At 66.7% G+C, this 13,563-nt stretch carries 9 protein-coding genes; 4 read left to right on the forward strand and 5 right to left on the reverse strand.

The window, feature by feature from the left end:
• Nucleotides 1-213: 213 nt before the first annotated feature.
• Nucleotides 214-1,149, forward strand: coding sequence for a dihydroorotate dehydrogenase electron transfer subunit (locus tag Pla108_RS03060; RefSeq protein WP_146442824.1), 936 nt, complete (start codon nt 214-216; stop codon nt 1,147-1,149).
• Nucleotides 1,150-1,301: 152 nt separating this feature from the next.
• Here Pla108_RS03060 and arsB read toward each other — a convergent pair whose 3' ends face one another.
• Genes arsB through Pla108_RS03075 form a run of 3 tightly spaced genes read right to left on the reverse strand, consistent with a single transcriptional unit; the run spans nt 1,302 to nt 3,200 of the window.
• Nucleotides 1,302-2,444: an ACR3 family arsenite efflux transporter gene (gene arsB / locus Pla108_RS03065; protein WP_315851601.1), complete on the reverse strand. Its 1,143-nt coding sequence runs from the start codon at nt 2,442-2,444 to the stop codon at nt 1,302-1,304.
• Nucleotides 2,395-2,835: an arsenate reductase ArsC gene (locus Pla108_RS03070; protein ID WP_146442830.1), complete on the reverse strand. Its 441-nt coding sequence runs from the start codon at nt 2,833-2,835 to the stop codon at nt 2,395-2,397. The genes arsB and Pla108_RS03070 overlap by 50 nt, the downstream gene beginning before the upstream one ends.
• The gene (locus Pla108_RS03075) at nt 2,829-3,200 is read right to left on the reverse strand and encodes an ArsR/SmtB family transcription factor (protein WP_146442833.1); all 372 of its coding nucleotides are present in this window, start codon (nt 3,198-3,200) and stop codon (nt 2,829-2,831) included. The genes Pla108_RS03070 and Pla108_RS03075 overlap by 7 nt, the downstream gene beginning before the upstream one ends.
• A 614-nt stretch (nt 3,201-3,814) precedes the next feature.
• On the opposite strand from Pla108_RS03075, the gene Pla108_RS03080 reads away from it, so the two are divergent.
• The gene (locus tag Pla108_RS03080; protein ID WP_197526200.1) at nt 3,815-4,234 is read left to right on the forward strand and encodes a BlaI/MecI/CopY family transcriptional regulator; all 420 of its coding nucleotides are present in this window, start codon (nt 3,815-3,817) and stop codon (nt 4,232-4,234) included.
• A 3-nt stretch (nt 4,235-4,237) separates the two neighbouring features.
• The gene (locus tag Pla108_RS03085) at nt 4,238-9,241 is read left to right on the forward strand and encodes a M56 family metallopeptidase (RefSeq protein ID WP_146442840.1); all 5,004 of its coding nucleotides are present in this window, start codon (nt 4,238-4,240) and stop codon (nt 9,239-9,241) included.
• Between the two features lie 537 nt (nt 9,242-9,778).
• Here the strand turns inward: Pla108_RS03085 and rpsT are convergent.
• Both rpsT and Pla108_RS03095 read right to left on the reverse strand, forming a co-directional pair.
• The gene (rpsT, locus tag Pla108_RS03090) at nt 9,779-10,057 is read right to left on the reverse strand and encodes a 30S ribosomal protein S20 (RefSeq protein WP_146442843.1); all 279 of its coding nucleotides are present in this window, start codon (nt 10,055-10,057) and stop codon (nt 9,779-9,781) included.
• A gap of 99 nt (nt 10,058-10,156) precedes the next feature.
• Nucleotides 10,157-11,662, reverse strand: coding sequence for a tetratricopeptide repeat protein (locus Pla108_RS03095; RefSeq protein ID WP_146442846.1), 1,506 nt, complete (start codon nt 11,660-11,662; stop codon nt 10,157-10,159).
• Between the two features lie 249 nt (nt 11,663-11,911).
• On the opposite strand from Pla108_RS03095, the gene cobA reads away from it, so the two are divergent.
• Nucleotides 11,912-13,486 carry a uroporphyrinogen-III C-methyltransferase gene (gene cobA, locus Pla108_RS03100; RefSeq protein WP_231934268.1) on the forward strand — a complete coding sequence of 525 codons (1,575 nt, stop codon included), beginning with the start codon at nt 11,912-11,914 and terminating at the stop codon, nt 13,484-13,486.
• The last annotated feature ends 77 nt before the right edge of the window (nt 13,487-13,563 follow it).

A 13,563-nucleotide genomic window follows, 5' to 3' on the forward strand; every position in this document is an offset into this window, starting at 1 on the left:
TCTCGCCAAATAGGTAGGGTCTCGACCATCCCCCTCCCTTTTAGGGAGGGGCTAGGGGAGGGTGAGACGTCTCGGCACAGGTAGATTGTCTTGTGATGAACGCGATGACCCTCCCCTAACCCCTCCCTACAAGGGAGGGGGATCATTCGCAGAGACCTCTACCAAAAAACAACCCCTCCAATCACTCGCGGGCTCTTCAGAAAACGAAGCACGATGACGGATCGCCCAGCGCTCGACGCCACCCCGCTCCACGCCAAGCACTACGCCGACGGCGCCGCGTTCGTCTCGGCGCCCATCGTCGAAAACGTACGGCTGGCGCGCGACACCTACCGCCTCCGGTTCGAGGCGCCGGCGATCGCCGCGACGATCACGCCGGGGCAGTTCGTCATGGTCCGCCTCGCCGGCATCGACGACCCACTGCTCGGCCGCGCCTTCGCGTTATACGACGTCAGCGACGACCGCGCCGCCGTCGACGTGGTCTACCTCGCCCACGGCAAGCTGACGACAGCGCTCGCCTCGCGACAGCCGGGCGACCGTGTCGAGGTCTGGGGCCCCCTGGGCAACGGCTTCGACGGCGATGAACGAGAGATTGACGCCCTCCTCCTGGTGGCGGGCGGCATCGGCTACACGCCGTTCCTAGCCTGCGGCGCCGAGGCCCTCGGCCTCAAGGAATACGGACTAGTGGGAGGCGTCTCCGACGCCGATGACGCCTCGCCCCCGCAAAAGACGACGCGCCCCCGGCTCGCCGCCAAGTCGGTCACGTTCTGCTACGGCGTCCGCACGCTCGACTACCTGGCGGGCGCCGACGCCTTCCGCGCCGCGGGGATCGACCTCCGCATCGCCAGCAACGACGGTTCGGTGGGCCATCACGGCCTCGTGACCGACCTGCTCACGCAAGCGCTCGAAGAGAGCTCGGACCGCCGCCGCCGCGTCCTCTGCTGCGGCCCCGAGCCGATGATGGAGGCGGTCGCCGAGATCTGTCTCGCCGAACAGGTGCGCTGCGACGTGTCGCTCGAAACGCCGATGGCGTGCGGCCTGGGGATCTGCTTCAGCTGCGTCGCCAAAGTAAAGCAACCCGACGGCGAGTGGGATTACAAACGGACCTGCGTCGACGGCCCGATCTTCGACGCGTCGCAGATCGAGTGGTAAGCGGCGATCGGAATCAATGTGGGAGGGGTCTCCTGACCCCGATTGCGCGCTGCGTGCCGATTCGGTTTGGAGCGCGTCATCGGCGTCGGGAGACGCCTCCCACAATCTTGGCGCGCCTTGCTCTTGTGGCGCCCGCGGCTCGCGCCCACGGCTCAGGCGTTTCCTGGCGATTCGAACGTTGCGGGCGCGAAGCAATAGCGTTGTAGCCACAGGGCGACGCTCACCAACCCGATCATTACGGGGACCTCAACCAGAGGCCCGATCACGGCGGCGAACGCGACGCCGGAGTCGATGCCGAACACGGCGACCGCCACCGCGATCGCGAGTTCGAAGTTGTTGCTGGCGGCCGTGAAGGCGAGCGTCGTGGTCTTCGGGTAGTCGGCGCCGACTTGGCGGCCCATCAGGAAGCTCACCAGGAACATCACGACGAAGTAGACCACCAGCGGCACGGCGATCAACAGCACGTCGCCCGGGATGCGGACGATCTGGTCCCCCTTGAGGCTGAACATCACGAAGATCGTGAAGAGCAACGCCAGCAAGGTCAGCGGGCTGATCCGCGGAATGAAGACGCGATCGTACCACTCGGCGCCCTTGGCCCCCCGAAGCATAAAACGCGTGGCCATGCCGGCGATGAAAGGGATGCCGAGGTAAATGAAGACGCTCTGGGCGACCGCGGCCATGCCGATCGGGACGACGCTGCCGACGAGTCCCAGCTTTGGCGGCAGCCAAGTGACGAAAAACCAGGCGTAGAGACTGTAGAACAGCACCTGGAAGACGCTGTTGAACGCCACAAGGCCCGCGGCGTACTCCGAGTCGCCCTTCGCCAGCTCGTTCCAGACGATCACCATCGCGATGCACCGCGCCAGACCGATCAGGATCAGGCCTGTCATGTACTCGGGGTAGTCGCGGAGGAACAGCACCGCGAGGCCAAACATCAGCACCGGTCCGATCAACCAGTTCTGCGCCAGCGAAAGGCCGAGCACCTTCCAATTGCGGAACACGCCGCCCAGTTCTTCGTAACGCACCTTCGCCAGCGGCGGGTACATCATCAGGATCAGGCCGACCGCGATCGGGATACTCGTCGCGCCGACCTGGAAGCGGTTGATGAAGGTCTCGATCCCCGGCACGAAATAGCCAGCGGCGACTCCCGCCGCCATAGCTAAGAAGATCCAGAGCGTCAGGTATCGATCGAGGAAGCCAAGCCGACCCGGCGGGCAGGTCGGCGTGGCGCAGGCGCCTGGCGGGTTACTCGACATCGCCATCCCCCTCCAACGCTTGGGGGAGTGTCGCGACATAGTCACGGATCTCGTCGCGGACACGGCGATAAGAGCTCAGGGCTTCGTCTTCGCTGGCCGCTTCTCGCGCCAGTCGTGGCGGATCGTCGAACGGGCGATGCACCACTTTGGCGGCGCCACGGAAGGTCGGGCACGACTCGGCCGCGTTGTCGCAGACAGTGACGACATAGTCGAACTCGACATCCGCTAACGCATCGACATGCTTGCTGTGTTGCCGCGTGATGTCGACGCCAGCCTCGGCCATAACGGCCACCGCGTGCGGATTCATCCCGTGCGTGGCGACGCCCGCCGAGTAGGCCTCGATCGAGTCGGATTTCAGGTGACGGGCCCAGCCCTCGGCCATCTGGCTGCGGCAGGAGTTCCCCGTGCAGAGAAAAAGCACCTTTAGCATTTGCAGTTCGCCTGTTTTCGGCAGAGTTCTTCGGCGGACATCTTGAGGACCGCCTTGAGGGCGCGTCGGTCGGCCTTGGCCTGCTTGTCGCGGTCGAGGCTCGCTAGCGCCAGTTCCAGCGCCCCCAACGCCTCGGTGGGGGCCTCGTCGTCAGCGAGACGGAAATAGGCCCACCGGCCCTCCTTCCGCGACTCGACGAGCCGGGCTTGCTGGAGCACCGACATGTGCTTCGAGACCGTCGAGGTCGCCAGTCCGAGCACCTCAACGATCTGGCAAAGGCACAGCTCGCGTTCCCGCAACAGACCGAGCGCCCGGAGTCGGCTCTCGTCCGACAAGGCTTTCATGGTCGCAAGCAGAGTACGCATCGGTCTCGGTTGGTTGCTACGTCGTTTCGCCAATTAACGAAATGTAGAGGCCGTGCGTCGGCCCGTCAATAGAGGGCCGACGGCCGTAGGGGAGCAAGTTTCCGACCGAGAAACGACCCCGCGGTGGCCCAACGCCGAGCGTAGCGATTGTGCCGGCCCTCGTTCTCTCGGTGACTCCGCGGTCGAGCATCCGAAACTGACCGAGGTGAGCTGCACCGACGCGGCCTAGGGACCTCAGAAGAGTGGTCCACGCTCTCCGTCCGGGTGCAGACTATCCTCAGAGGTCGTCACGACCTCAGCAGATTTGGCCTTGCTTATCAGCGCCGCGGGTGAGGCAACCGCCATCTCGAACGAAAGTCTAAATTGCCAGCGGTCGGTCCGACCGATGCGGATCGCTGACCATCTGCTCTACCGCTCTAGACACGCCACTCAAGACTTTTGCTCGGAGTGAGCTGTATGTCATCGAAGCCATTCCTGCTACCGATGACCGTTGCGATTGCAATCAGGTGCCTTGAGGCCTTCTGACAAAGAACTCGACACCCAGCCGTTGACGCGCAGCCGCCTTGCTGTTACAAAACGTAGCGTTACGCAATGAAACACTAGGAGGAATGGCTGTGCCAGCCAAACCGAACACTCCGCTCAGCGACCTTGAAAACAAGGTGATGGAAGTCGTCTGGGGCGCTGGTCAGGTCACCGCCGACGCCGTCCGTGTCGCATTGGAGGCGTGGCGGCCCCTCAAGGACTCAACAATCCGAACCGTCCTGCGGCGGCTCGCCGAAAAGGGGTACGTGCGCCACGTCACCGAGGGGCGTACGTACGTCTATTCGCCTACGCAGCCCGCGCCGACCGTGGCCGCCGACGCCGTTCGGGGCATCATCGACAAACTCTGCAACGGCTCGATCGAGGCCTTGCTTGTCGGCATGGTCGATCAGGAAGTGGTCTCGCCCGAGAAGTTGGAACAGCTCGCTAAGCGAATTGCGGCCAAAAGAAAGTCTTCGAATCAACGCCGAACACGTCGCAACCAAGGGGACTGAGCCATGCTCGCGATCTCGCCCGACTTGCTGCTGTGGGACCTGACCGGCCTCTATTTGAAGGCCCTGCTGATAGGGACGATTGCCTGGACCGCGGTGCGGGCCGTGCGGCTGCGCGATAGCGGCGTTTTGCACCGCGTCTGGTCGATCGTCGCGGGCGGAATGCTCGCACTACCCGTGCTGGCCGCCTGCTCGCCCCCCATCCCGGCGCTGCCACCTCTCTTGCCGACTCTCGTCAGCGAAGAGAGTGCACCGCGACCGGTAGCGATCCCACCGTTTCAGCCCACCATCGCCGATCGGACCGCAGCGACTGGACTCGCCCCGTTGCTGTCGGTTGAGGTGCCTCCGTCCGTGGCCCGTGGGCGAGAACCTGCACTGGGAACATTGGCGCCGGCGCCCCTGTCGATTGCAAACCCACCGCGGCAAATCGCGGACGTCGCGCCGGACTTCGCGACGGGCGGCACGACACGCTGGAACTGGCGGTCGATGGCGCTCGCGGCGTATGTCGTTGTCGCCGCTCTGCTACTGGCCCGGCTGACCTACGGATTCCACCTTGCCCGCGGGCTCGTGGGTCGATCACGAGCCGTTGACCCCTCGCTCCTTCGACCGTTCGAAACGAATGGCGTTCGCGTCGTCGAGTCGAGCGAAGTCCGTGTGCCGTTGACGGCCGGCCTCTGGCGGCCCGCGATTGTGCTCCCCGCCGACTGGCGGAGTTGGTCCAACGAGCTGATCAAGATGGCCCTGCTGCACGAGGAAGAGCACGTCCGTCGGCGCGATGGGTGGACAAGGTTAGTGAGCGAGCTCAACGCTGCTCTCTACTGGGCACATCCCGTCGCTTGGTGGTTGCGTCGGCGGCTGAGTGAACTCGCCGAACAAGCGTGCGACGACGCCGTCCTCCGCACGACGGGCGACCGCGAGAGTTACGCCGAAGCCCTGGTTGCGATGGCGCGGCGGGTTGCGGCGCCGGGGCTGCGTGTCGTGCCGCTGGTGACGCCGATGGCCCAGCGGCCGATGCTCGAAAAGCGAATCGACGCCATCATCGACGCCAACCGCGCGCTCACCAAGCGGCTGCCTGCTCTGGTCGGCGTGGCGCTATTGGGGGCGGCGGCGCCGATCATTGCGATGGCGGCCGCCCTCGCGCCCGCGTTCCCCGCAGCGGCCGAGCCCAAGTCGTCCGACAGTGTCGCCGCACCCAACGCCGTTGCTGCTGACGCCGCCCGTGCCGAGCCAGTTGCGGAAGCAGTGGACGCCAAAGGCCCGCTCGCCGGGCGCGTCGTACTCGCCGAGAGTGGCGAACCTGTCGCCGATGCCCAGGTCCGGCTCCTCGTTTGGCCGCCGGACGCAACCAGCTACTCCGCTACGGTCACCCGCTCGGGTCCCGATGGCGCGTTCCGCTTCGACGACTTCGGCGTCGGCAAGCTGAAGCTGGCCGCCTTCCGGGGCGACCTGGCATCGCGCGCCAAGCTCTTCGGTGGCTACCAAGCCCGCCCGGGCGAGGGGGCAATCCGATTGGAAATGCGCGAGGCGCCGGCGCTGCGGGTCCGCGTCGAATCGAAGTCGACCGGCGAGCCAATCGCCGGCGCTACGGTGCGGCTCACTTGGACTGATCTCGAGAGAGATCATCCAACCGACGAAGACGGCGCCGTCACGATCCGTGGCCTGACGCCCGAGGTCTGGACCATCGAGGTCCACGCCGCGGGTTACGCAGAGGACGAGCAAGCGATCTCGCTGCCGCCTGCCGGCGTGACGACGGTCACCAGCAAACTCTCCCCCGGCGCCGAAGTGCGGGGCGTCATCCGTGACGAGCAGTCGGCGCCGCTCGCCGGCGTTGGAGTGAGCGTCTTTCCAGCCGACATGCAGGGCGGGCAGATTGAATACATGAAGACCGACGCCCAGGGCCGGTACCACTTTCGGTACCTACCGATCGCCGCGCTCCAATTCAATCTATCGAAAGACGGCTACGTAGACTTACGTCCGCAGGTAACGACACTCGCCGACCAGAACGAGCCCCAAGAGCTCGACTTCACACTTCCCAAACGCCCCGATGGCGGTTCGGTGGCGGGCATCGTGACCGACGAAGCGGGCGCCCCGATCGCCGGCGCACGCGTGGCCAATCGCGGCAACTCTTCCAGCGACCTCCGCGAGGCCTTCACGGACGACCAAGGCCGATTCCGAATCGACAACGTGTTCGACAGCGTCCGCGGGCACATGCTCTCCATCCGAGCGGAAGGCTTCGCGCCGCTCGCAAAAGAGTTCCGGCCCGGCGATGCCTCCACGCCCACGAAGGTGTCGGTCAAGCTCCGATCCGGCCACCGGGTCATTGGTCGAGTGGTTGACGAAGAAGGCAAGCCGATGGACGGGGTCCGCGTCTACTACGGATACGGCTACGAATCGTTCCACGAAGACCTCGGCGGCCACGTCATGACCGGCGCCGACGGCCGCTTCGAGTTCAACTCGCTCCCCGCCGATGTCCAATTCACGATCGACAAGAACGGCTACTCAAAGATCCAAGGCTGGGAGCTTCCCCTGGACGGCGATAGCATCGTCGACGTTGAGTTGCTCTCAGGGGGCGTGATCCGCGGCCGGGTGGTGAACGCGCAGACGGGCGAGCCGATCTCCCCCACCACGGTGCATCTCACCATCTCGCCCGACCGCACCAGCAGTGATCCTTCGGCGAGCCTCTCCGGCCCGGCGGCGACCGGCCCCGGCGAGCGCTTCGCGGCGCCCGGCGGCGACTTCCGACTGGCCGGACTCGTCCGCGGCATGCCTCTGCAGGTGACGGTCGAAGCGGATGGCTACCGCCGCGCGGTAAAGCGGCGTGTGGTCGTCACGAAGGAGGCCGACGCGTCGGAAGTCGTCTTCCGGCTCCAGCCGATCCAAGCGGATGAGCTCCAAACGATCGCTGGGCGTGTGGTGGACAAGAACGATCGCCCCGTCCCCCGCATCGCCCTGAGATTGATCGTCGCCGACCGCCGTCCCTTCCCACGCGACGAGTTCCCCTTCAACTGGGAGATGATTCAATACGCGGGCGGCGCCGGCGGCGCGGCGAAGAACGCGTCCGTCCGCCAATTCCTCACGGCGGTGACCGATGCGGAGGGTCGCTTCGCCTTCGAGCGCGTCCAACCCGGCGAAGATATCGAGATCGCTTATTGGGGCGAAGGCGTCGCCCGCGATCGGTTCGCCGGCATCGAAAAGCTCTCGGCCACTGAGCGGGCCGATATCGTGATCCCCACCATCGCCGGGGGAATCGTGCGAGGCACAATCGACGCGCAGGAGTATCCCGACGTAAATGACGTCATTCTGAGCGGATCAAGGAACTTCGTAAGCGGCGCCTTCGAGCCGGGCGACAACACGTTTGAGATCCGCAACGTGCCCGCCGGGAGCTACGAGCTCCAAATTTATGGACCGCGGGAGCCCGACGCCGCAAATCCCGAGTACAACGAGAGCGAAGTCATCAAGCGCGTCCGCGTCCACGTGGCTTCGGGGGAGACCGTCGAGATCACGGTCAACAGCGAGGCGCCGATCGGAGTGAAGCCCGCTCCACCGACGACGAAGAAGACAGAGCCGCCGACGAAGGAGTCCGCGCCCAGCCAAGGGCCACGCGGCGCCATCGACGCCGACACGATCACCATCGCTGGCACGGTCGCCAACGATTCGGGCGCCGCGGTCGTCGGCGCGCGGATCGTCCTGCCGCTTCCCGAGTGGCCCAAGGACCGCGACCGCGCGGTCGAGGCCACGAGCGACGCCGCCGGACAGTTCTCGCTTGTCGTCCCGCGACCGTGGGTCGAACCCGGTGGCTACACGCCCCTCTTCACGGCCTGGTGCTTCCATCCCGAGCAGCAACTCGCGGCCGGTTCGGTCTACGACCAACTGAGCCGCGGTTCGACCGACCCAATTCGATTCACGCTGAAGGCAAAGTCCGACACCGCCTTCGTCGTCAAAGGCCCCAGCGGTGACCCGATCGCCGGCGCCGTCGTTGAGCCTTGGTACTTCCTCATTGGCGCTTACCAGATTGTTCCGGCGTCGCTCCGTAAGGCGATCGGGGCGACGACCGACGCAAACGGGCTCGCTCGCCTCCCCGCGATGGGGCGTGAGGGATTCTCTGCGGTGCAAGTGACCGCCGAGGGATTCGGCATCCAGCAACTCCGACTGGCGGATTCCGCGTCGGCGCCCGCGACGCGCGAGATCGCCCTGCGTCCGACCGGACGTCTGGTCGCTCGATTGCTGACCGACGATCTAAGCGTGCTCGAGTCAGCGAAGGCCTTCGCGTACCAAGAGGACTTTGGCGGCAGGTACACCTCGGCAGCGGCCGAGCCCGAGTTCGACGCCGATGGCGTCATGGAGATTGCCGAGTTCGCCGAGGGACCGATCGACTTAGGCGTCCACATCGACGAGTCCCTGACCGTCCGGCCCCGCGTTCCCAAGGACCTGCAGGTCTACGCCGGCGAGACCACGACGGTCGATATCCCGCTCGAAGCTACGGTCCGCGTCCGCGGCCGGCTGCAGACCAAGGAGAACACTCTTCCAATCGCCGGCGCGCTGATCTCGGTGAACTATGGCGCCCGCTTTATGAGTGAGCAGGTCCGCACCGACGACGACGGCCGCTTCGTGGTGAATGCATTACCCGGTATCGTCCGGCAGCAACTTATCATGAAGCCGGATGCCTATTCGACTTGGGTCGAAGAGGACGCTGGCTGGCAGAATCCGGTGGAGGTACCGTCCGATGTAAAGGAAATCGACCTGCCGCCGCTTGAACTGATAGAGACTGTTGAGCGTGCGGGGCAACTCGTCGACCGGGCCAATCAACCGATCGAAGGGGCTCGAGTTTCCGCTGTCAGGGACAACCGGGTCTACGCGGGCGCCATGACAGACGCCGAAGGGAGATTCAAACTGTCGCTTCCGGCGTCACTGGCGGTCGGGGAATACACCGTCCACATCGGACGTGGCGGATCGAGATCGGTAGCGGCCGTCCAGAGCACGACTCCTTTAGTGCTCCAGGCTCGGGAATAAAGGGTTCAGTTCGTGGAGTTGCAGCGACCTTCACAAGACGTCCAGCAGCCGTCCGGACTCGTCATAAGACGTAACGGCCATGTTCTTGAAACGGCGCAGGGCATGGACTGAGGTTAGATGGACCGACGCTAATTCGGTCACGTTCAAATCGTAGTCGGATGGACCACCACCGGCGGCTTGGCCCGGCCGCGAAGTCGCAGCGGTCTCCTGGCAGCACGGACACCTCTGCAGTTTCGGAAGACGGCACGAGGGGTCAGTCGTCCGCTTCGAATCTGGGGTCGGTGGACATCACCTCGGCGGGTTATGCCGGTGCATGGAAGGTCTGTCAAAATATCAGAGTTCTCGGTGTCGCTTCTCGACGCAATTGCAGATTCACTTGTGAGCTTCCCCAGCGCCACGCGTCTTTCGCGTGCCGCCCGCGGCTAGCGCCGTCGGCTCAGTGGCCTTGGCTTGGCGCTAGCGCGCATGAAAAAGGGCCGGCGGATGCCGGCCCTCGTTCTCTCTGCGTCTTGGCGTCTCGGCGCGAGACGATTTCTCTCAGCTGGCCGCCGAGGCCTTCACGGCCTTGATCGCCTTCGTCAAGCGGGCCTTGGTGCGGGCCGCGGCGTTGGCGTGGATCAGGTTGCTGGACGCCGCCTTGTCGAGGGTCTTCTGGACCCGCAGGTAGGCCGCTTCGCTCTTCTCGACATCGCCCTCGGCGATCGCTGCACGGACCTTCTTCACCTGCGTCCGGAGCGAGGTGCGGGCGCTGCGGTTGACGAGGCGGCGCTCCTTGTTCTGGCGGAGGCGCTTCTTGGCGTTGGGCGAATTGGGCATAGCGAGAGGGGGCCTGGAATTTGACGCATCGGGGTATCGGACTCGCGGGGGGGATCGGCCACGCCGCCCCCCTGCCGCCACGGCTCCGCGGTGGCGAAGTCAGTGAGTTTTGCGGATCGAGGCCAGTTTGTCTAGCCTTGCCGACACGTCGCGGTACCCAAAATCGGCCGAAGCGAGGTCAGTCAGGTGTTTTTCGGCCGTATCGAGGTCCCGCAGCCCCATCGCCAGCACCCCGGCCCGGTAGAGGGCCAGTTTCCGCAGGTCGGTCCATTCGGTCGTTGGGCAGGCCGCGATCGCCGCCTCGTAGCTGCGGATCGCCAGCCGGTGCTGCTCGATCTGCTGGAAGCACTCGCCGAGCAGCAATTCGACCTCCGCCAGCCGCTTTTTGTCGGCCCGTGCGGCCTGCAGCGGGTTGACCGCCTCGCGGAACTTGCCGACCCGCTTGAGCCGCAGGCCGAACTCGAACTGGGCCCGCGGATCGCCGGGGTTGCGCTCGGCGCGGGCGCCGAAGACCTCGGCCTCGGCCTGGTTCGCCTCGCGGAGGGCCTCCTCGGCCAGTTTTTGACCGGCCGGGCCCCCTTGGCGGGCGGCCCGCTGCTCGGCGACCCGGGCCGCGTCCCGCTTGCGGGTCAGGAAGACCTCTTCGAGTTTCTCTAGCAGCGCCAGGTCGCCGCCCCCCGCCGCTTGGTAGGCCTTCTTGTAGAGCCGCTCGGCGTCGTGCAGCCGGCCCAGGGCCGTGTAGTGCTCGGCCAGGGCGGCGTACGCCTGCGGGTCGGCCGGGTTGGCGTCGATCGCCGCGCGGAGCTGTTCTTCGGTGAGCGTGACGGGCGCCGCTGCGGCTTCGGCCGGCGGCTGGTCGGGCGAGTCGTACTTCAGCCGCGCCGACGCCTCGGCCACGCCCGACGGGTGCGGCATCGACACCTCGCCGGCGCCCTTGAGCAGCTGCGGGTTGTAGCCGCCGCGGTCGATCGTCTTCTCGACGCTGAGCCGATTGATGGCGCGGTTGACCTGTTCGTCGTTCGGCCGCTGTTGCTGGACCCGCAGCCAACAGCCGATCGCCTGGTCGAACTCGCCGATCGCCTCGAGCGCGAGCGCCGCTTGGCGGTTGACGTCGAGGTCTTGCGGCGACAGGTCGAGCGCCCAACGGAGGTAGTAGAGCTCGCAGTCGGAATGGCCCAATTCGCCGGCGGCGGCGCCCATCTCGGAGATCACGCCGGTGTCGCCGGGCGTCTTTTTGAGCGCCTTGCAGCCGGCGGCGAACGCCTCGCTCCAGTCCCCCTTGCCGGCCGCCTTGGCGACCACGGCCCGACCACCGCCGAAACCGGGCAGCCCCTTAAAGTTGCTCGCCTTGGCCGCGACCGCCTTGGGGTGCATCTGGGCCAGGTTCGCCCGGAAGTGCTGCAAGTAGACCAGCGAACCGGGGTCTTCGGAGACGCACTGCGAGAACAGGTCGTGGGCGTAGGCGTAGTCGGCCTTCTGGAGGCACTTCTTGGCCCGTTCGAAGACCTGCTGCAGCCGCTGTCGCTCGGCGTGCGAGAGCCCCCCCGCGGCCGCCGGGGGCGGGTTCTGGGGCGGGGGCGTCTGTGAGGGGGACGGCGTGCTCATGCCTGCTCGGATTACAACGTCGCCCGCGCGCGGGCGACGTTGGCGTCGTGCCTGTTTTCTCGTTCCAGAAGAGGGGGCTGCGCGGGGCGGCCTCTCTCCTTGAGTCTACAACTTCCTGCCGCTGCGGACCAATCGGCGGCCGCCGCCCCTCGTTCGCCGGCCACGCCGCAGGGCATAATCGGTGCAGCTGGCGCGACCCGCGCCGCTCCACCCCCCCATTCGTCCCCCCCGCCACCGCGGATTGCACCCGTGCCGACGACCCCGCCAGGCCGCGACCCCGCCCCGTCTGCCAGAAGCAGTTCGGCGGCCGGCCGCGTCTACCTGGTCGGCGCCGGGCCGGGGGACCCCGAGCTGCTGACCCTCGCCGGCGCCCGCCGCCTCGCCGAGGCCGACGTCGTCCTCTACGACTACTTGGCCAACGACGCCTTGCTGCGCCACGCCGCCCCTCACGCCGAGCGCGTCGGCCTCGGCCGCCACGGCGTCGGTAAGCTCTGGACCCAGGACGAAATCAACCAGCGGATGGTCGCCGAGGCGCAGGCCGGCAGAACCGTCGTGCGGCTCAAGGGGGGCGACCCCAGCGTCTTCGGCCGAGTCGCCGAGGAGATCACCGCGTTGCAGGCGGCGGGCGTCGAGTACGCCATCGTCCCCGGCGTGACGACCGCCGTCGCCGCCGGCGCCTACGCAGGCGTCACCATCACCGACCGCGACCACGCCTCCTGCGTCGCCCTTGTGACGGGCCACGACCGCCGCGACGGCGACCCGTCCGGCACGGCCGACTTCGCCAAGCTGGCCGCCTTCCCGGGGACGCTTGTCGTCTACATGGGCGTGACGAACGCCCCCGAGTGGAGCCGCCGCCTCATCGAAGCGGGTAAGCCGGCCGACACGCCGGTGACGATCGTCCGCCGCTGTTCACTCCCCGATCAACAGACGCTGCACGGCGTGCTAGGCGACCTGCCGACGATCCTGGCGCCCAAACGGATGCGGCCGCCGCTGGTCGTGGTGATTGGCGCCGTCGCCGGAGCCACCGAGGACACCAACTGGTTCACCAGCCGCCCGCTGTTCGGCAAGACGGTGCTCGTCACCCGACCGGCGGGGCAGGGGGGCGCCATGGCGCAGCGGCTGGCAGACCTCGGCGCCCGGGTGCTCGAGCATCCCGTCATCGCGATCACGCCGCCCGATGACCCGGCGGCGCTCGACGACGCGATCGACCACTTGGCGGACTACTCGTGGATCGCCTTCAGCAGCCGCAACGGCGTCGACGTCCTGCTGACGCGGATGCAAGAGCGGGGCCGCGACGCCCGGTCGTTCGGCGGGGCCAAGATCGCCGCGATCGGACCCGCGACGTCCGAGGCGCTCGCCGCCTGGCGCCTCCACGCCGACGTGGTTCCCGATGAGTACCGCGCCGAGGCGCTCGCCGAGTCGTTGCGTGAAGAAGTCACCGGCCGGCGCGTCCTCTTGATCCGCGCGAGCCGCGGCCGCGAGACCCTCGCCGAAACGCTCCGCGAAGCAGGCGCCGAGGTCGATCAGGTCGTCGCCTACCAGAGCCGCGACGTGACGACGCCCGACGAGGCGATCCTTGAAGAAATCACCGCCGGCCGCGTCGATTGGATCACGGTCACCAGCTCGGCCATCGCCCGCGCGACGACGGCGCTGTTCGGCAAAGCGATCCGAGAGTCGCCGACGTCGCCCCGCTTCGCCGCCATCAGCCCCCTCACGGCCGCGACGCTGCAAGACGTTGGGTATGAAGCCGATGCAGTGGCGAGCGAGTACACCGCCGACGGCGTGATTGACGCGATACTTAAGCACGCGGGTTGGGAATCTTGATTCCCACATAACTCATTGCCACATAAAAAAAGCCGCCGGGGACCGAAGTCCCCGGCGGCTAGCAGGTGGCATCGCTG

The sequence above is a fragment of the Botrimarina colliarenosi genome (genome assembly GCF_007859955.1).
GTDB classification, from domain to species: Bacteria; Planctomycetota; Planctomycetia; order Pirellulales; family Lacipirellulaceae; genus Botrimarina; species Botrimarina colliarenosi.

Coding starts and splice junctions, on each gene's coding strand:
- Pla108_RS03060 (WP_146442824.1), top strand. CDS start 214: ATGACGGATCGCCCAGCGCTCGACGCCACCCCGCTCCACGCCAAGCAC.
- arsB (WP_315851601.1), bottom strand. CDS start 2,444: ATGTCGCGACACTCCCCCAAGCGTTGGAGGGGGATGGCGATGTCGAGT.
- Pla108_RS03070 (WP_146442830.1), bottom strand. CDS start 2,835: ATGCTAAAGGTGCTTTTTCTCTGCACGGGGAACTCCTGCCGCAGCCAG.
- Pla108_RS03075 (WP_146442833.1), bottom strand. CDS start 3,200: ATGCGTACTCTGCTTGCGACCATGAAAGCCTTGTCGGACGAGAGCCGA.
- Pla108_RS03085 (WP_146442840.1), top strand. CDS start 4,238: ATGCTCGCGATCTCGCCCGACTTGCTGCTGTGGGACCTGACCGGCCTC.
- rpsT (WP_146442843.1), bottom strand. CDS start 10,057: ATGCCCAATTCGCCCAACGCCAAGAAGCGCCTCCGCCAGAACAAGGAG.
- Pla108_RS03095 (WP_146442846.1), bottom strand. CDS start 11,662: ATGAGCACGCCGTCCCCCTCACAGACGCCCCCGCCCCAGAACCCGCCC.